This is a genomic window from Vibrio sp. AH4 (assembly GCF_030710545.1).
Lineage (GTDB): Bacteria > Pseudomonadota > Gammaproteobacteria > Enterobacterales > Vibrionaceae > Vibrio > Vibrio metoecus.
Map to the genome: position 1 here is coordinate 504,732 of NZ_JALAIV010000003.1, position 16,757 is coordinate 521,488.

At 47.2% G+C, this 16,757-nt stretch carries 15 protein-coding genes; 7 read left to right on the forward strand and 8 right to left on the reverse strand.

From position 1 onward, the window contains the following. The first annotated feature begins 13 nt into the window (after positions 1-13). On the forward strand, positions 14-2,584 hold the full coding sequence (gene luxQ, locus MKA69_RS15345; protein WP_055065238.1) for a quorum-sensing autoinducer 2 sensor kinase/phosphatase LuxQ: 2,571 nt from the start codon (positions 14-16) through the stop codon (positions 2,582-2,584). Here luxQ and MKA69_RS15350 read toward each other — a convergent pair. From MKA69_RS15350 to MKA69_RS15360, 3 genes are all read right to left on the reverse strand, one after another. Continuing rightward, complete coding sequence (locus tag MKA69_RS15350; RefSeq protein ID WP_000268205.1) at positions 2,576-3,241, reverse strand: PilZ domain-containing protein; 666 nt, start codon at positions 3,239-3,241, stop codon at positions 2,576-2,578. The two genes, luxQ and MKA69_RS15350, sit on opposite strands and share 9 nt — an antisense overlap. A 153-nt stretch (positions 3,242-3,394) precedes the next feature. Next, on the reverse strand, positions 3,395-3,913 hold the full coding sequence (locus MKA69_RS15355; RefSeq protein ID WP_055029468.1) for a hypothetical protein: 519 nt from the start codon (positions 3,911-3,913) through the stop codon (positions 3,395-3,397). A gap of 209 nt (positions 3,914-4,122) precedes the next feature. After that, a complete protein-coding gene (locus MKA69_RS15360) occupies positions 4,123-4,521 on the reverse strand; it encodes a YgiW/YdeI family stress tolerance OB fold protein (protein ID WP_258463511.1) in 399 nt (132 codons plus the stop codon). A gap of 177 nt (positions 4,522-4,698) precedes the next feature. On the opposite strand from MKA69_RS15360, the gene MKA69_RS15365 reads away from it, so the two are divergent. From MKA69_RS15365 to modC, 4 genes are read left to right on the forward strand one after another with little or no spacing between them, the layout of a single operon-like run. Then, positions 4,699-6,162, forward strand: a complete 1,464-nt coding sequence (locus tag MKA69_RS15365; RefSeq protein WP_305848419.1) for a cobyric acid synthase — start codon at positions 4,699-4,701, stop codon at positions 6,160-6,162. 11 nt (positions 6,163-6,173) lie between these two features. Beyond that, positions 6,174-6,932, forward strand: a complete 759-nt coding sequence (gene modA / locus MKA69_RS15370) for a molybdate ABC transporter substrate-binding protein (RefSeq protein WP_055031910.1) — start codon at positions 6,174-6,176, stop codon at positions 6,930-6,932. Between the two features lie 6 nt (positions 6,933-6,938). Then, complete coding sequence (modB, locus tag MKA69_RS15375) at positions 6,939-7,628, forward strand: molybdate ABC transporter permease subunit (RefSeq protein WP_055033671.1); 690 nt, start codon at positions 6,939-6,941, stop codon at positions 7,626-7,628. Then, entirely contained in the window at positions 7,628-8,728 is a 1,101-nt protein-coding gene (modC, locus tag MKA69_RS15380; protein ID WP_305848420.1) for a molybdenum ABC transporter ATP-binding protein ModC, read from the forward strand. Before modB ends, modC begins: the two co-directional genes overlap by 1 nt. A gap of 71 nt (positions 8,729-8,799) precedes the next feature. On the opposite strand, the gene MKA69_RS15385 is transcribed toward modC, so the two are convergent. The 4 genes from MKA69_RS15385 to yccS all read right to left on the reverse strand — a co-directional run bounded on the left by MKA69_RS15385 (position 8,800) and on the right by yccS (position 13,102). Next, complete coding sequence (locus MKA69_RS15385) at positions 8,800-10,068, reverse strand: hydroxymethylglutaryl-CoA reductase (RefSeq protein WP_305848421.1); 1,269 nt, start codon at positions 10,066-10,068, stop codon at positions 8,800-8,802. An 86-nt stretch (positions 10,069-10,154) separates the two neighbouring features. Next, positions 10,155-10,445: a hypothetical protein gene (locus tag MKA69_RS15390; protein ID WP_055031913.1), complete on the reverse strand. Its 291-nt coding sequence runs from the start codon at positions 10,443-10,445 to the stop codon at positions 10,155-10,157. Between the two features lie 56 nt (positions 10,446-10,501). After that, positions 10,502-10,663 (reverse strand): hypothetical protein, encoded by a 162-nt coding sequence (locus tag MKA69_RS15395; RefSeq protein WP_081020398.1) that lies wholly within the window; start codon positions 10,661-10,663, stop codon positions 10,502-10,504. 270 nt (positions 10,664-10,933) lie between these two features. Beyond that, positions 10,934-13,102 carry a YccS family putative transporter gene (gene yccS, locus MKA69_RS15400; RefSeq protein ID WP_305848422.1) on the reverse strand — a complete coding sequence of 723 codons (2,169 nt, stop codon included), beginning with the start codon at positions 13,100-13,102 and terminating at the stop codon, positions 10,934-10,936. A gap of 243 nt (positions 13,103-13,345) precedes the next feature. On the opposite strand from yccS, the gene helD reads away from it, so the two are divergent. After that, on the forward strand, positions 13,346-15,409 hold the full coding sequence (gene helD / locus MKA69_RS15405; protein WP_305848423.1) for a DNA helicase IV: 2,064 nt from the start codon (positions 13,346-13,348) through the stop codon (positions 15,407-15,409). Positions 15,410-15,487: 78 nt separating this feature from the next. Here the strand turns inward: helD and MKA69_RS15410 are convergent, their stop codons facing one another. Next, the gene (locus MKA69_RS15410; RefSeq protein ID WP_305848424.1) at positions 15,488-15,865 is read right to left on the reverse strand and encodes a diacylglycerol kinase; all 378 of its coding nucleotides are present in this window, start codon (positions 15,863-15,865) and stop codon (positions 15,488-15,490) included. 259 nt (positions 15,866-16,124) lie between these two features. On the opposite strand from MKA69_RS15410, the gene pncA reads away from it, so the two are divergent. Continuing rightward, positions 16,125-16,745 (forward strand): bifunctional nicotinamidase/pyrazinamidase, encoded by a 621-nt coding sequence (gene pncA / locus MKA69_RS15415; RefSeq protein ID WP_305848425.1) that lies wholly within the window; start codon positions 16,125-16,127, stop codon positions 16,743-16,745. The last annotated feature ends 12 nt before the right edge of the window (positions 16,746-16,757 follow it).

Genomic DNA, 16,757 nt, shown 5'->3' on the forward strand with positions numbered 1-16,757 from the left:
GAGGATTACGTGTTTGAACATTCGACCTAGCCAAATAAAGCACAAACAACGCATTGCCTCCTTCATTACGCATGCTGTCGTTATCGCAATGGGGATTTTGATCGTCAGTGTTTTATTTCAAAGCTATCAGATCAGCAGTCGTTTAATGGCTCAAGAAGGGCAGCGTACCTCTGTTCAAACTTCCAGCTTAATTCAAAGCCTATTTGATTTTCGGCTTGCTGCACTCAAGATTCATCAAGACAGTACCGCCAAAAATGCCAGCTTAATTCGGGCGCTAGACAGCCGCCAAGCTAGCCAGTTGGATGAGTTTTTTTCGAGTGTTGATGAGCTCGAATTGTCTAATTCCCCTGATCTGCGTTTTATTTCCAGTAACGATACGATTTTGTGGGATGACGGTAATGCCTCTTTCTACGGGATTGCCGCGCAAGAGCTGAATAAGTTGATCCGTAAAGTTGCGATCAGCGGTAACTGGCATTTAGTTCAAATGCCGAGTGATGGTAAATCGCTTTATGTTTTGGTTCGTCGCTCCTCTTTGATTGAATCCGTTACCGGACATGTGATGGGGTATCTCTATGTCGGCGTGGTCTTGAATGACAATTTTGCCCTGGTGGAGACCATTCGCAGTGGCAGTAATTCCGAAAATCTCGTGCTGGCGGTAGACAGCACGCCACTGGTTTCCACCTTAAAAGGGAACGAACCCTACTCGCTAGATTATGTCGTGCATAGTGCCAAAGATGCGATGCGTGATAGCTTCATTGTTGGGCAAACTTTTTTAGAAGTAGAAAACGTACCAACGTATCTGTGTGTTTATTCTATCCAAACTAACCAAAACGTACTGACTTTACGTGATAACTTCTATTTTTGGATGGCGTTTGCATTGGTGACGATGATCGGCGTTTCAATGGCTTCTCGTTGGTGGTTACAAAAACGTATTCAGGCCGAAATTGAAACCTTAATGAATTACACCCACAAATTGATGGATTTGGATACGAAGAGCCAATTTGCGGGGTCAAAAATTTACGAGTTCGATTATTTTGGGCGAACTCTCGAACAGTCATTTCGCCGTTTAGCGAATAAAGAAAAGCAGTTTGAAGATCTCTTTAACTTTGCATTATCACCCACCATGCTGTGGAATACCGCGGGGCGTTTGATTCGCATGAATCCCTCTGCACAAATTCAGTTTTTACGTGAAGATGCTCAAAACCACTTCTTGTTTGAGATTCTTGAAAAACAGCTGTTACCGATGATTACCTACGTTGCACAAGGTAAAAATCCCAGTGAAGTGACGACGGAAGTTGATGGACGAGTGTATCGCTGGAACCTCTCCCCGATTATGGTGGAAGGGCAAATTATTTCTGTTATCACCCAAGGTCAGGATGTAACTTCGATAGCGGAAGCCGAAAAACAGAGCCAAGTTGCCCGCCGAGAGGCTGAAGAATCTGCGAGAGTCAGGGCCGAATTTTTGGCGAAGATGAGCCATGAGTTACGTACGCCACTGAATGGAGTTTTAGGGGTTTCGCAGCTGCTTAAACGCACATCATTGACGGATGAGCAGCGTGAACATGTCGCCGTCTTGTGCAGCAGTGGCGAACATCTGCTTGCGGTGCTGAATGATATTTTGGATTTTTCTCGTTTAGAGCAAGGTAAATTCCGCATTCAAAAAAATGAGTTTCCTCTCCAAGAGCTAGTGTGTGCTATTGACCGAATTTATCGTCCACTCTGCAATGACAAAGGGCTACAACTGATCGTCAATTCGAATATTACCCGCTCAACGATGGTACGTAGTGACCAAATTCGCATCAATCAGATCTTATTTAACTTACTCAACAACGCGATCAAGTTTACCCACCAAGGCTCAGTGCGAGTTGAACTGGAATTGATGGTGGGTGATCCACTGGCACAATTAGTGATTCAAGTGATTGATACGGGAATTGGTATTCGTGAGCAAGATCTGGCGGTGATTTTTGAACCTTTTATGCAGGCGGAATCAACCACCACGCGTGAATATGGCGGCAGTGGTTTGGGGTTAACCATTGTGCATAGTTTGGTGGAAATGCTCAGTGGACAGCTGCATGTCAGCTCAGAATATGGTGTCGGCACCCGTTTTGAGATCCAGCTACCTATCGAGTTGGTAGAAGTGGTCGAGCCGGCGCAACCTCCATTGTTGTTGCCTGATCTTCATCGCTTATTTGATAAACCTCTGCGAGTGTTATTGGTTGAAGATAACCATACGAATGCTTTTATTGCACAAGCCTTCTGTCGAAAATATGGTCTGGATGTGAGTTGGGTTACCGATGGTTTGCAAGCCATTGAAGAGTTGAAATTGCATCGCTACGACTTAGTGTTGATGGATAATCAGTTGCCTTATCTGGACGGTGTGGAAACCACGAGGACCATCAAACAGGTGTTGCATTTACCGACGGTGGTGTATGCCTGTACTGCCGATGGTTTAGAGGAGACTCGACAAGCCTTTTTCCACGCAGGGGCGGAATATGTTTTGGTTAAGCCACTTAAAGAACAAACCTTACATAAAGCGTTAGAGCATTTCAAAAACCAGCATCTGAATCAGAGAAGCTCAAATTGAGCCGGCGAGAAAGGCTTGCTCTAAAACCTGTTTTTTGAGAGTTTCCGTTAAGCTAATTGGTTGATCGAATTGGATACCGATCAGATGCCCGTTGCCTTGACGGCGAATATTGACGATATGACTTTTGATCCGTTTGGGTAGATACGAATCCAGTTCACTGTTGATCCGAACCTTGGAACCCTTGTTTAATTCATTTTCACCCTCAATAAACACTCCGCAGCCAGAAGCGGAAAAATCAACCAGCATCCCGATGTAAGTTTTATCGCCTTCACTGAGCTCTGCAGGAATAGCAATTTTGTAGCGTTCATGGCTACGAATGGCCTTGGTGGCAAAATGTTTAGGCGGGCGTAAAAACAAAATACAGAAAGGTTTGGTGTTGGCTTGTAAAATCGAGCTTTGAAACGCCAGAATATGCCCCAATTCAGTATCACACATACCGCGCAGCACAATTTGCACATTGTTGAGTTTGCGCATCACTAAGGCTTCATGAGCCTTGAGTGGAAAATCCAAAATAATGTGTTGATCGATCTTGTGGCCAATAAGAGTGGTGTGGAACGCGTAGTTGTCTTGAGGTCCGAATTGAATTTCAGCTGAGACTCGCATGCCGGGCTTTAACAGTAACGCCAGTTTATTGAGGTCATTGGAACCGACTGCCATATCAAACTCTTAGAGGTTTTTTATTATTGGCAAAGTTATACACCTGAAAGCTGGGTATTTGCTACTTCTTGTTCTGCATTCTTACACTAAGTTGACGGATAGGATGAGGCCAAGCTGAGTGTTGTCTCAACTTGGCGACAAAACGGTTGAGCATTAAAACTGAAAACGTACGCCCATACCGATTTGTGGGCCCCAAACGCCAGCATTACGAGTTTCTGCCGTGAGTGACAACTGATCCGTTGAATGAAAGCGAATCCCAGCCATGAAAACCGAGTGATCTCCCAAGCGACCGATGCGCGCATGGCCTTCTACTTGGTTGGTTAGCCAAACACGGCCGCCGAGGTTGAATTCAAGCTCGGTCTCTTTTGCTCCGCCTAACTCTTTCGGCATACGGATGTTGTGCACCAACATTTGCCCATACACATCGGCAAATTGATTCACTGGACCATTAAAACCAATCCCACCTGCAATATCCCAATCACTATCCAGTTGAGAGTCGATGCGTGCAATAAAGTGTGAATTATCGGTAAAGTAAGTGCTGTACTCGACGCCACCAGACTCTGGGTTCATTGCGGTTCTGAACTCAAGAAAGTTGTAGTTAAAGTTGTTGGCCATCGCGGGCGCTGAAAGTGCTAAGCCGAGTAGCAAGGAAAGGTGTTGTTTGTTAAGCATGTGACGTTGTCCGCAAGCAATCAAATAGGTGGCAAAGATACCGTAATAGGAAGCAAATTACAGGCCATTTATTCCAATTGAGGACTTATTGGGGGATTTTACGCCAGAAAAAGGGATCTCAGAGGTGTTCAAGAGAGGTCATGACGTGTTTCAAAAGGAAAATCAATAGCGATGCGCAAGGCATCGCTATTGATGATCAGCGTCTGAAATTACAGCAGTTCGATATGATCGACTTCGATTTCAGGTGTGCGGCCGTTTTCAAATTCACCGAATAGGCGCACTTTGGTTTCTGGAGTTAGGGTTGTATTCAGGTGAATGTCATCATCCAACTCAACTTGAATTTCATTGCTACCATCAGAAAACATATAAGTGTCCTTACGCAGTTGGCGAACCAAGTTGCCTTCCACTACTACTTTTTGCTCCATGAAAGGGTTTGATGAATCCAGCAGAGATTGCACTTTCACCACTTCCACAGGACCTTGGAATTGCACACCGGTTTGTGTTTGGTTATCGCCAATAAATTTGATGTGCTGAGAATTATCAGCAGCCATAGTGATAGCAGGAGCTAGGATCAGAGCAGAAGTCAGAGCGATAATAGTACGTTTCATAGTTTTTCCTTTTTAATGAAGTTGTCTCGTAGTGAGACTCTTTGTTGTCTTGATGTGGCTATTAAACGCGATCGGATTTGAACCAATACTGAGGTGACGATTAATATTCGGTTCATTTTGTTGAGTGAGCTGGGTTCAGCACTTATTATGTCGCCAAATTCAGAGAGTTAAGTTGACATGATTTCGACATCACAAGCCTTGATGGTACAAGGCACCACTTCAGATGCTGGCAAAAGTGTTTTGGTTGTGGGGCTGTGCCGTGTATTGGCTCGCCGTGGCATCAAGGTAGCCCCGTTTAAGCCCCAGAATATGGCGTTGAACAGCGCGGTAACCCCTGACGGTGGGGAAATTGGCCGTGCGCAAGCCGTACAAGCACAGGCATGCGGTATTGCCCCAAGCGTGCACATGAATCCGGTATTGCTCAAACCCAATTCCGATACGGGTGCACAAGTGATTTTGCAAGGACGTGCATTATCCAACATGGAAGCTAACGCTTATCATGACTATAAAAAAGTCGCGATGGATACCGTGATGGATTCCTTCCTGCATCTACAAAACGACTACGAAGCGATCATGATTGAAGGGGCGGGTAGCCCTGCCGAAATCAACTTACGTGCCAATGACATTGCCAATATGGGCTTTGCAGAAAAGGCTGATGTTCCGGTGATTATTGTGGCAGATATTGACCGCGGTGGCGTGTTTGCCCATTTATATGGCACGTTGGCTTTGCTTTCAGAGTCTGAGCAGGCACGAGTCAAAGGCTTTGTGGTTAACCGTTTCCGCGGTGATATTGCGTTGCTGCAATCTGGACTAGACTGGTTAGAGCAGAAAACGGGGAAGCCTGTGATTGGCGTATTGCCTTACCTGCACGGGTTTGATCTGGAAGCGGAAGATGCGATTTCAGCACATCAAACACTTTCGGCGGATCACCAACTGCGTGTTGCAGTCCCCGTGTTTACCCGAATCAGCAATCACACCGATTTTGACCCGCTGCGACTGAATCCTAATATCGATTTTCGTTATGTCGGGCAGGGTGAATCACTTTCGGGAGCGGATCTGATCATTCTCCCCGGTACTAAATCAACGCGAGCGGATCTCGCTTATTTACGTTCTCAAGGATGGGATAAAGAGCTCCTTCGTCACATGCGCTTGGGTGGCAAAGTCATGGGCATTTGTGGCGGTTTCCAAATGCTTGGAGAATGGGTACATGATCCGCTTGGTATTGAAGGTGAAGCCGGAAGCTGCGAAGGGCTGGGTCTATTTGCGATGGAAACTGAGCTCACCGCAGAAAAGCGTCTCACCAATGTGCAAGGCACTTTAATGCTCGATGGACAAGAAGTTATCGCGCAAGGTTATGAGATCCATGCTGGGCGTTCGACTTGGACTGAAGATCAAAAAAGTCCGATTTTGCTCAGTGATGGTTGTGTCGATGGGTTAGTCAGTGACTGCAATCAACTCTTTGGTACCTATTTACATGGTATTTTTGACCGCCCTGAAACCGCGCTGCGTGTTTGCCAATGGGCAGGCGCTGTCGAAATCGAACAGTATGACCACAGAGCAGTACAAGAGCGGGCGATTGACCGTATCGCCGATGCGATTGAAGAGCACCTCGATCTCAAACTCTTGTGGCCAGACTTATAAGGAAAATTCACATGTTCAAACGAATCTTGTTAGTGCTGTGTATCGCTTTTAACGTGCAGGTTGTGAGCGCAAAAGAGACACTGCACATTTATGCGGCATCGTCGATGACCAATGCGGTCAATGCCTTGGTCGAAGCCTATCAACAGCAGCATGATGTTAAGTTGGTGACGGTGTACGGTGGTTCTTCTTCTTTGGCTCGCCAAATTGAAGCGGGCGCACCAGCTGACCTGTTTATCTCCGCCAATGAAGAGTGGGCGAATTATTTGGTTGAAAAGTCTTTGGTCAAGGCACAAAACGTCACAACGCTTGCGGCAAACAGTTTGGTCTTGATTCGTCCTTCTACGCAGCCTATTGAAGCATTTGATGTGCAAAATCTATCAGCATGGCAAGCGGCATTAGCGGACTCACGATTGGCGGTGGCACAAGTCGATGCCGTACCTGCGGGTATTTATGCCAAGCAAGCTTTGCAACATGCCGGAGTATGGTCGCCACTGGAATCACGCCTTGCGCAAACCAATAACGTGCGTTTGGCTCTGGCGTTGGTGGAACGTGGTGAATCTCCCCTTGGGATTGTCTATAAAACCGATGCGATGCTCAGTGACAAAGTCACGATCGTGACGACTTTCTCGGCGCAGTCACATCAAGCGATTCGTTATCCACTGGCACAACTTAACGATAAAGCCGCAAGTGCTGAGTTGGTGAAGTATTTCCGCTCAGCCCAAGCACAACAAATTTTGCAAGGCTTTGGTTTTGAATCTGTTAGCGAGTAATGCGTTGTGTTGACCGATTACGAATGGGCAGCACTGGTGCTGAGTTTGAAAGTGGCGGGCTACGCCACGTTATGGCTGCTGCCGATCGGCATCGTGCTAGCGTGGGTGTTGGCGCGTACTTCTTTTGTCGGCAAAGGGCTGATTGATAGTTTAGTACACTTACCACTGGTTTTGCCGCCGGTAGTGATTGGCTATTTGCTGCTGATCAGTATGGGTCGGCAAGGTTTTATCGGCCAATGGCTTTATCAAGTGTTTGGGCTGAGTTTCAGCTTCAGTTGGCGTGGCGCAGTGTTGGCTTGCATGGTGATTGCGCTGCCTTTAATGGTGCGTTCGATTCGTCTCAGTCTGGAAAGCGTCGATCAAAAACTCGAACAAGCCGCCCGCACTTTAGGCGCATCGCCACTGCGAGTCTTTTTCACCATCACTTTGCCCTTAACTTTGCCGGGAATTTTGACTGGGGTGATGTTGGCTTTTGCGCGTAGCCTTGGCGAGTTTGGCGCCACCATCAGTTTTGTTTCTAACATCCCTGGGGAAACGCAAACCATCCCTCTGGCCATGTTCACCTTTTTAGAAACACCGGGTTCGGAAATGGAAGCCGCACGGCTGTGTGTGATCTCCATCGTTACTGCATTGGGTTCACTGTTTACTTCGGAATGGTTAAGTCGGCGCATGAAGCTCCGACTAGGAGTGCAGTAATGAGCGAGGTTATTTTACAGATCCAAAAGCAATTGGGGGAAACGCACCTCGATGTGGATTTACGACTGCCTGCATCAGGAATTTGCGCCATTTTTGGCCGTTCTGGAGCGGGGAAAACCTCGCTGATTAACCTGATCAGTGGATTAACCACGCCTGAGCACGGTGAAATTCACCTTGCCGGACGGACTCTGTTTAGTTCATCACTGTGCATTAATCTGCCAATTGAACGGCGCAAGATCGGTTATGTGTTCCAAGATGCACGGCTTTTTCCGCACTATACGGTGCGTGGTAACCTCAATTACGGGGTGACTCAAGCCGATCCTGATTACTTTGCCAGCGTCGCTCGCTTATTGGCATTAGAGCCGTTATTAGATCGTCACCCGCGCGATCTCTCCGGTGGAGAAAAGCAGCGTGTGGCGATTGGCCGCGCACTGCTGTCTAAACCCGATTTGTTGCTGATGGATGAACCGCTGGCATCGCTCGATATGCCGCGCAAGAAAGAGGTGATGCCTTTTCTGGAAAACCTCGCGCAGCATTTTCAACTGCCGATCCTTTATGTCTCACACAGCATGCAGGAAATTTTGCGCTTGGCCGATCATCTGGTGGTGTTGGAACAGGGCAAAGTTTTGAGTTCGGGGCCGATTGAGCAAGTTTGGTCATCCAAAGCGATGCGCCCTTGGCAATCATTCAGTGAACAAAGCACTCTGTTTTCCGCAACGGTGAGCAAACATCACCAAGAATACGGTTTGACCCAAGTTCGCTTGGCGGACGAGGTTCTACTTTGGGTACAACAAGTGGATGCTGAAATCGGCAGCAGTGTGCGCATGCAAGTGCGTGCCAATGATGTGTCGATAGCGTTAGACAAACCCACCGCGAGCTCTATTCGAAATATTTTGCCAGCGCGCATTGTGGCGATTGAACACCAACAACCGAGCAAAAAAAGTGTTTCGCTGAAATTGGAGTTAGCACCGAAATGCTACTTGTGGGCGGCGGTTACGGAATGGGCTTACGCGGAGTTGGCGCTAAATGTGGGGATGTCAGTATTCGCGCAAATTAAAGGGGTCAGTGTGTCACAACGCGATGTGATCCTGACCCACTAATCTTTTTGTTCCTTAGCCTTACTGATTCTGGTATTGCTTCGCACAGGAAATGGGTTTTGCGCGCTGAGTGTTCAGCGCGCGAGCTTATGGTGTGCACGCGAAAAATGCCCTGCACAAAACGCCCCGACAATCGATAACTCACCGGCAAGACAGAGTGCTGCCGCCACTTCCGCTAAGGCTCTTGCGTGACCTTGCCCCGCTAAACCCATTAAAGATAAGCAAGCCTGTTGGCTGGGTAGACTTGTTCCGCCCCCAACCGTTCCTACCATCAAATTGGGTAACGTCACGCTGGCATACAGGCCGCCTTTCGGGGGGATCTCCATACGTGTCATCCCAATCGCGGATTCCGCCACACATGCGGCATCTTGTCCGCACGCAATGTAGAGTGCCGCTAGGGCATTCGCGTAATGCGCGTTGACTCCGATGGTGCCACTGAGTGCACCTCCCACTGTGGTCATTTGCCCAAACTGCACCATTTTTTCTGGTGTGGTGTGTAGATATTTTTTGACTAACTCAGTGGATAGGTGAACTTCGGCGGTTACTTTCTTACCACGTACACTGCGTAGCGTGTAGCTGTTGGCTTTTTTATCGCCGGAGAGGTTACCGTCCAAAAAGGCTTGAGTCGGTGTGACCGGAGAGTGGCTCAAAATAAACTCAAATACCGCGTGCGTAGCGATGGTCACCATGTTCTGCCCACTCGCATCGCCAGTGGTGTATTCAAACACCAGATAGACGTGATTACCCTCAATATTGACTTGAATATCTTTGAGCTTACCGTGAGCGGTGGTGGATTGAGCAATCTCTTTCATCTGCTCGAATTGGCTGGTGACCCAACCGACAAATTGTCCGGCTTGCGCCAAAGAGAGAAAGGCAAAGACAGGCGTTCGAGTCACCCCTTCATTGATCAATAGCGCACTTGCGCCACCTGCTGCGGTGATCAATTGGCTACCGCGGTGGTATGACGCCACCAAGGCCGCTTCCGTGGTGGCGAGTGGGACTAGATAATCTCCCTGAGCATGTGAACCATTGATACGCAGTGGGCCTGCGATACCAACCGGTAACTTCACCGTGCCAATAAAATATTCGATGTTTTTCTGGTACGCCAGCATGGTCTGCTCGGTATGTTCATCGAGCAGTAGTGCTTGAGCTTGGGGAGCATCCAGTTTGTGCCACCGTTTCATCACTTGTTGCTCAGTTAAGGCTGGGCTGGGTGTTAGGCGTAAATGGGGGCGGTGAAAGCGCGGAGCCAGTTGCTCGGTGAGTCTATCGTTATCAAGAGTATGGTTTTCGATCGTCGCCACATCTGGCGAGTACGGGGGCAGCAGAGCAAACTTGGGCATAGCAATTCTTGGTATTGAGTTTGTTGGGCATTGTAAAGCGAACGAGGTGAATTTCAACGCAAGGATAAAAAAGCTTACAGTTTGGTTTAAACACGCACATCCAGCATGGTGCCGAGCATGTCTTGATCGCGCTGAATGATGTTGGTACCGATGCGACTGTAATGTGATGCTTGGTTGAGGGCATTTAAAGCATCAATATGATCAGCATACTGTTTTTTGAGTGCCGGAGGGGCAGGTTGTAGGCTTGGGTCAACATTTTTGTTGTTTGATGATTCAGCAGGGAGGCTAGATTGTTGAATGTCACGCGCGGCATCCTCCATCATTTTGGAAGATTGCATGAGCATCGATGAACCATTGGGAACTGCTGATACGGGCATAGTGCTTACCTCACCGTTGTGATTAAAGTTTAGTCGTATCGTGTCGGTTACTCAAGCTAAGAAAACAGATGTGCAATCGCATCGCGCTCTTCTTCCGTCAAAATTGAGGTTGCATTTTGGTGGAGTGAACGATCAATTTCGCCTTGTAGCGCACGAAGTTGCTGCGGGCTTAACTGCTGTAATTGCGATTTCCAGCGTTCAAATTGTTGATGATTCATAGTGTGTTCCGGTAGTAATAAAAATAGGTCATTGTTTAGACGCTTTCGACAATCGGTGCTCATTTTGATTCGCTCCATGTCGCTTTGTTGTAATAGGCAAAAATTAGCGCTGAGCCGGTGTTTTTTTGTCCGAAAAGTGTCAGTGTTTTCAAAAAATGCGGTGATATAGTTTAGAGAAAGCTCAATAACGTTCGAGGATAATTAAGATGAGTTCGATGTCGCGGAGTTTGAGGGGATAAAAAGCCAGTCGTCATCGGACTGGCTTAAGTATTATTTGTCAGTATTCGAACTCACTCGTACTGCAAACTTACTCGCGAGGGAGTGCAGCTCTGGCAACATGCGATATATCAAGTGCAATTGTTGCAGTACCATCCGTGCTGAACCATCATCATCTTCACGCCATTCAGCCAGACGTTTTTCCAATCCCGAGCTATCAATGTTGCTGGTATCACACTCTTCACAGTGGTGGAATAACTGTTGGTGAAGCAAGTCGAGATGCTGATGAATCACGCGATGTGAATCGAGCACCAACTGATGCACCGTTTCATCATCAAGCCGAGTTCGATGAGCACCGAGCGCAGAGATGTAACTAAGCAAGGCATGATTGAGGGTTAAGAAACGGAAGCTCTCATCGGCTGCCGCTCGATAACGCCCCGGTTCCGCCAGCATATTGGTGACTGCGGCAGAAAGCGCCGCATCTTGGTTATGGGCATGACGGCGAGAAATGCGATAGCTCAAGCTGTCTTTTTTCCCAATTCGATACTGACCGATGATTTGCGCGAGATACTGCTTATTGGCATCCACAGCTTCAGCCATGACCTTATGTAAGCGTTTCGATTGCCAGTCAGGCAAAATCCACGCGACGGCCGCAACGGCTAGAGCACAACCAATTAAGGTATCGGCTAACCTTGGTAGTACAACAGCATAGCCTTCCCCGAGTTGGTTAAAACAAAACAGCACCAGTAAGGTAATAAAGCCTGTGGCATAGCCGTAATTGTTCAAGCGAAAGGCAAAGAACATCACCCCAGAAAGCACAATAAACACCAGTTGGCTTTCTTGTGACGGGAAGAATGTCAGTAATGGTACACCGACAAACAATCCGGCTAACGTTCCTATGATTCGAGCGGTGAGTTTCTGTTTGGTCGCGGCATAGTTTGGCTGACAAACAAATAAGGTGGTGAGCAAGATCCAGTAACCGCGCTCAATTCCTAATCCTTGAATGATGCCGTAACCGGCGGTTAGTGCGATAGACATGCGTAACGCATGACGAAACAACAAAGAATCTTTATTTAGATTTGCGCGTAAACGTTGCCACATGCTGCCTAAGGTGTGTGCTTCGGTATCATCTAACATCCCTTCTTCAGGCTTTGCGACATCCGGGTTACTCACGTTATTGAGCTGCTTTTCTACAGTGGCGAGGTTATTAAACAGATACCCTAATTGGCCGAGTAAACTCTTCCAATCTCGGCGATCTTGCTGGCGTAAATAACTGAGAGACAGTTGCAGTTCATCCAGTGCGACGATGGATGCTGAATCATGCTGGTAGCTGTGACCTAAACGGATGGACTGCGCGATATCCCGACAAGCTTTGGCTTGCGTTTCCAACAGATATTTAAAGCGAAAGAGGATGTCTGAGCGACCAAAATGATCAGCCAGTTCTTGGTAACGATAGTGGCTTGAGCTGACGCGTTCGTGAATATCTTGCGCGAGAAAATAGATGTTCAAAAATCGGTCACTGGCACTGTCGACATGCCCGCGTTTAGAGCGCGTAAGAAAGATGGCTTTACACTGGTTCAGTGCGTTTACTGTGGCGGCGTTCAGGTTCGCTTCTGTGATGCGATAAGGCTGCGGTACCATATTCGATACGGGATGAAACAGGATGGATTTGGCTTCCAAGTAATTAGCCAATTGCAAAAATATATTGGCGAGATTTTGCTGTACCGGTTGCATTGGCCAGAATGCATGCCAAAGCATCGACATTAAGTAGTACCACGCGCTGCCACTGAGTAGCAGCAAAGGCTGGAACCAGATATTGGTGCTTTGGTGCGCCCCGAGCATGGTGTAAATCGCGATCAACAGTGAAGCAAACGCGATGCTGGCGTAACGTGATCCCAGCGCGCCAAGCATGATAAAGCCGAAGGTTGAACTGAAAAGGCCAATGGCGAACAACCAAGGGGTGCGAAACAGAATTTCAATTGAAAAAGCCGCGATCGCGAAACAGATCAATGTCAGGGTGATCGATTTCAAGCGCCCGCTAAAACGGTCATCACGCTCGGCGAGTGCCGCCGCAATCACGCCTAAAATGAGAGGGGTAATCCAAGTATTGAGCTGATAGTGCCAAGCGGGGATCACTACACCAAGTAAAGTCAGTAAGATCAAAACACTGTAGTTAACAGTTTTATTTGCCCAATAGAGGCGCAGTTGGTTGATTTTTGGCACAGCGCAGCACGTCAGTGAGTATAGAAAGTGGGGAGTTTAGCAGATTGAAGTAATAAGATTCTGATCAAGATAAAGAAAAATCGTCTTTCTGCTATGAAGCGATAAGGTGGGGTTGGTTGAATCACCGGGCTGCCAAGTGATTGTTGAGTATTGATTAATCACTAAGAATATTGACATTATCTTTTCATCGGGGAGGGGGATTAGGTTATTATTGCCGACAACTTTGTTAGTGGGCTTTTACCAATGCAGCTGAACGCAAATAAGACTGCACAGTTCTTTATTGCCAATGAATATTACCAAGTCCAACTTGAAAAAGAGTGGCTGGTTCTTACTTCGCTCAGTAGCGAAGAGCGTATTCCATTCCATGTGTGGAATGGAGAAGTGCAGATCCGCAGAGGGTTAGTCTGGGGGACATTGCAGTTTTTTGCGCATCCTGAGAATGGCGTACAACGTAGCTGGCTAGTACAAGGGCTACCTTGGCCAGAGTGTCGGCATTTTGCGCATCAACTCGTCGCGCATTATCAGGCTTGGCACAATCAACAGTGTGAGCAGTTGAGCCTGTATTTTCCTCGCTGGCAACAAGAATTGTCGCGCTTAAAACGTCTGCCTTCTTTCTTGTCACATTCGTCTATCGAAGCTTGGGTCGAGCAGGTATACGCCGACTTAAAACGGATGGATATGACGCTGCATGAAGCACAAAAGCACCTTCCTACGGTATTTGATACTTTATTGCCTTGGTTACTCGACACCTCAGCCGCACTTCATGAACGCAACCAAGCTTGGTTGGAGATAGAGCGTGCAAATTGGGCGGTGCTATTTTCACAGTGTGAATCTTCGCCCCTCAATGTATCGCAACAATACGCAGTCTTACTCAATGATGATCATAACCTTGTGTTGGCTGGGGCGGGCTCTGGTAAAACAAGTGTGTTAACTGCGCGAGTTTCTTATTTGTTGCAAAGTCACTTGGCGAAGCCTGAGCAAATTTTGATGGTGGCTTTTGCACGCGATGCTGCACAAGAAATGGCTGAGCGTTTAAAAAATAAAATTGGCTTGGAAGCCGATCGGCTGCACGTTAACACTTTCCATCAGTTGGGATTGCGGATCCTCAACCGAGTGGAAGGAAAAACGGTCATGATGTCTCCACTGGCGAACGACAATAAACTGAAGCAAGCTTGGTGTATTGATTGGCTAAAGCGACATTGGATGACGCCAACCAACTTTAAACGTTGGCAAAAGCATTTAGCAAAATGGCCAATTGCTTATCTGGCTGGTGATGATGAGCTCGGTAGTCATGTTGAAAACCCTAAATTGATTGCTTGGTTAGAGAAGCAGCTCGATCAGTTGGCACAACTAGGTTTGAGTAAGAAAGAGCTGCAGGAGCGCTTAGTCGACCATGAGGATTTTCCGCGCTTAAACAGTGAGCTTTCGCTGTGTTGGCCATGCTATCAAGCTTGGCAGCAAATGCTCAAAGATCAGAACCAGATCGATTTCAATATCATGATTACCCGAGCAACTGAGTATGTTGAAAAAGGCAAATTCCGTTCGCCATGGAAATTCATCATGGTCGATGAGTATCAAGACATTTCGCCGCAGCGCTTACGTTTGCTACAAGCGTTGTGTGAGCAGAACCAAGGCCAGTGTAACTTGTTTGCGGTGGGGGATGACTGGCAATCGGTTTATCAATTTGCGGGTTCGGATGTGGATTTAACCACTGGTTTTGCCACACGTTTTGCTCAATCGACAGTGCATCATCTGGATACGACTTATCGTTTTAATGATCAGATTGGGGCTGTCGCTAACCGCTTTATTCAGCAAAATCCGAATCAGTTACCGAAAACGCTGAACAGCTTCAAAACGCAAAAGCAAAAATCAGTCGTGCTGGCATCCAATAACGCGGTGGAAAAAATTCTCGATGAGCTCAATCGTTCAACGAATAAACTAAAAACAGTGCTTCTACTTGGCCGTAACCACTACCATAAACCAGAGCTTTTGAAAGATTGGCAAAATCGCTATCTCTCCTTAAAAATTGATTTTATGACTTGCCATGCGAGTAAAGGTAAAGAGGCTGATTTTGTGATTATTTTGGCGGTCGATGAAGGACAATTTCCTGCTAGAGTGAAAGCATTGCATCTCGATAGCGCGTTGAGCCAAGGTGAAGATGACTTTGCTTATGCAGAAGAGCGGCGTTTATTTTATGTTGCGTTGACCCGTGCCAAAGAGAAAGTTTGGGTTACCTTCAGCGGTAATGGTTCGAGTTTTGTGCAAGAACTGCTGAATGATGATTATCCTGTCGTGAAGCTGAAGTAAGTGTTGCCCTGTAAGCTTAGGTATAAAGCGGGCTGGTGAAAAGCCATCGCCCGCTACTTACTGTAGTTTATCTAGTGTTTAATTCGCCAAATAGTAGGTCTTAAATAAAATAACGCCCCACGTAAATGCGGAAAAACAGAGGGCAACAAACACGGCTGCGGAGCCAATATCCTTGGCGCGACCGCTCAATTCGTGACGTTCTGCACCAATGCGATCCACCACGGCTTCAATCGCTGAATTGAGTAATTCGGCAATTAAGATCAACACTAAACTGCCCACCATTAATATCTGTTCAGCCGTGCTTATTGGAAGGAAAAAGCTCAAGGCGAGCAAAGGGAATGATAAGGCTACTTCCTGACGAAACGCGGCTTCATTTTTCCATGCCGCGGCAAAGCCTTTCATCGAATATCCAGTGGCGTAAACAAGGCGAGTTAAGCCAGTACGAGAGGGTTTCATGCAGAGAACTCGGTTAGTCTATAAGAATAAGTGCATGATTATATACTCTTATTGGGAATGTCGGCAGCGTTAATCTGCGTTGAGGTAACGAGGCAATGGGTAATCTGTGTGCTTGATCTCGTCGTCACTCCACGGAGTTTAGGTATAGGTGAGTGGGAAGATTTTCTTTTCACGCTGCAACGAGTTTTGTAAAGTGGCCGCCTAAACCAATCAGTTACACCACTAAATAACCCCCACTCCCGACAAAGGAAACGAGGCAATGAGCAAAGCACTTCTATTAGTTGATATTCAGAATGATTTTTCACCCAGAGGTGCCTTGCCTGTGCCTGATGGGGACGCTGTAGTTCCGGTGATTAATCAACTGATTCCTCTGTTTGAGCATGTTATTGCAACCAAAGACTGGCACCCTGCCAAACACGCCAGTTTTGCCTCTGTTCAGGGGAAAATCCCCGGAGAAGTCATAGAGCTCAATGGTATTCCTCAGGTAATGTGGTCGGAGCATTGTATCCAAAATACACAAGGCGCAGAGTTTATTGATGGGCTAGAGGTGCAGCAGATTACCCATACTGTGCTCAAGGGAACCCATCCTGACGTTGATAGTTATAGCGGTTTTTTTGATAACCAACGCTTTCATGCGACAGGACTCGCCGAGTATTTGAGTCGCCACGGCATTTCGGATGTCTATATCGCTGGTTTAGCCACCGATTACTGTGTGAAATTCACTGCACTGGACGCAATTTCACTCTGCTTTAATACTTGGGTGATCCAAGATGCATGTCGTGGTGTGGAGCTGAATGTCGGGGATTGCGCTACGGCATGGCATGAAATGCAAACTGCCGGATGTCAGTTGATCAATGCGCAACAGCTACTCGTGGGTTAAATGAATTCAACA

Bases quoted from the DNA above. Each gene is read 5' to 3' on its own strand.
- MKA69_RS15350 (WP_000268205.1), bottom strand. From the start codon at position 3,241: ATGGCAGTCGGTTCCAATGACCTCAATAAACTGGCGTTACTGTTAAAG.
- MKA69_RS15355 (WP_055029468.1), bottom strand. From the start codon at position 3,913: ATGCTTAACAAACAACACCTTTCCTTGCTACTCGGCTTAGCACTTTCA.
- MKA69_RS15360 (WP_258463511.1), bottom strand. From the start codon at position 4,521: ATGAAACGTACTATTATCGCTCTGACTTCTGCTCTGATCCTAGCTCCT.
- MKA69_RS15365 (WP_305848419.1), top strand. From the start codon at position 4,699: ATGATTTCGACATCACAAGCCTTGATGGTACAAGGCACCACTTCAGAT.
- modA (WP_055031910.1), top strand. From the start codon at position 6,174: ATGTTCAAACGAATCTTGTTAGTGCTGTGTATCGCTTTTAACGTGCAG.
- modC (WP_305848420.1), top strand. From the start codon at position 7,628: ATGAGCGAGGTTATTTTACAGATCCAAAAGCAATTGGGGGAAACGCAC.
- MKA69_RS15385 (WP_305848421.1), bottom strand. From the start codon at position 10,068: ATGCCCAAGTTTGCTCTGCTGCCCCCGTACTCGCCAGATGTGGCGACG.
- MKA69_RS15390 (WP_055031913.1), bottom strand. From the start codon at position 10,445: ATGCCCGTATCAGCAGTTCCCAATGGTTCATCGATGCTCATGCAATCT.
- MKA69_RS15395 (WP_081020398.1), bottom strand. From the start codon at position 10,663: ATGAATCATCAACAATTTGAACGCTGGAAATCGCAATTACAGCAGTTA.
- helD (WP_305848423.1), top strand. From the start codon at position 13,346: ATGCAGCTGAACGCAAATAAGACTGCACAGTTCTTTATTGCCAATGAA.
- MKA69_RS15410 (WP_305848424.1), bottom strand. From the start codon at position 15,865: ATGAAACCCTCTCGTACTGGCTTAACTCGCCTTGTTTACGCCACTGGA.
- pncA (WP_305848425.1), top strand. From the start codon at position 16,125: ATGAGCAAAGCACTTCTATTAGTTGATATTCAGAATGATTTTTCACCC.